The 1162-nt window shown below is 75.0% G+C and carries 1 protein-coding gene and 1 pseudogene; both read right to left on the reverse strand.

Annotated features, from left to right (window positions below):
• A pseudogene (locus AC27IO_RS24575) lies at positions 1 to 333 on the reverse strand (DUF1513 domain-containing protein); the annotation flags it as partial.
• Between the two features lie 4 nt (positions 334 to 337).
• Positions 338 to 1162, reverse strand: an 825-nt coding sequence (locus AC27IO_RS24580) for an imelysin family protein (protein ID WP_498741256.1), incomplete at its 5' end; no start/stop codon positions are given.

Here is a 1162-nt window from a genome sequence, read left to right on the forward strand (position 1 = left end):
GCACCGCCAGTCGCCGGGCCGGCGCGACGCCGCCACGATGCTGCCGTCCGGCAGGGGACACAGGCCGTGGGCACGGGTGGGAATGTCCAGGGTGTGCATTGCGCGCAGCGGTGCGTCCTGGCCGGGCCGGGCCTGCAGCACGCCGATGCGGTAGGTGCCGTCTTCCTGCTGCCATGCCGCTGCCAGGCGCAGCGAGCCCGCGGCGGCGGCCGGGCCGGCCCAGGCGGCGGCCAGCGGCACGGCCAGCCCCAGGCCTGCGCCGAGCCGCAGCGCCTGCCGGCGCGACAGTGGTGCCGAGGCGGCAGGGATGCCTTCCGGTCGCTTGGTTGGCATGGCGTCAGTCCCCATCGGCATCCGAAAACCCGATGCTCACCTGCAATGCTGGCGCGATCTCGGCCTCGGCCAGGCGCTTGAGCGCGGTCAGCTCCTTGGCCGCCTGCAGCACTTGCGGCCCGGTGTTCTTTCCGGGCTGCGCCAGGGCGGCAAAGGCGGTGTCGATGCGCTGCGTGGCCTGCAGCAACTGGTCGGCCAGGGGGTTCAGGCCGCGGCCTCGCAGGTAGGTTTCCAGCGGCACGAGGGCCTCGCCCGGCTTGGGCAGCGCGGCGCCTTGCGGCAGCACGGCCAGCGTGCGCAAGGCCTGCCATTCGGCGGCCCAGGCTTCGGGCGTGAGGCCGCTGGCGGCGCGTGGGTAGTCCGGCGTGCGGCTGCCCTGGGCGGCGCGCAGCGGCTTTTCCATGTGGGCCCAGCGCAGGCGTTCGATGCCGCCCACCCACTGGTTGATGAACTCGCCCATGGCCTGGGTGGAGCGCTCCTGCTCGTCCTCGGCGGCCCAGTCGGTGGTGGCGGCGCCGTCGAACGCCGCCTTGAGCGCCACCGCCTCGCGCTCCACGTCCAGCGCCGCCTCCACCGCATACCGGCAGGCCGGCGTGGCGGGCGCGGCCGGCTGCGTCCACAGCAGCCATTCGAGGGCGGGCAGGCCCTTGGCGGGCGTGCCCACGCGCTCGAACGCCTTGGCACCCTGCGGCTGCGTCTTGATGGCGCGCTCGATGAGCGGGGGCCGGGTGGGTGCGAAGTCGATCTGGCGCTGCGCGCGCCGGGCGATCACCGGGCCCACGGCCACGGCGCCCAGGCTCTCCCACGCGAGCATGGTGCTGCGCCAGGC

It is taken from the genome of Acidovorax sp. KNOB132 (assembly GCF_057541515.1).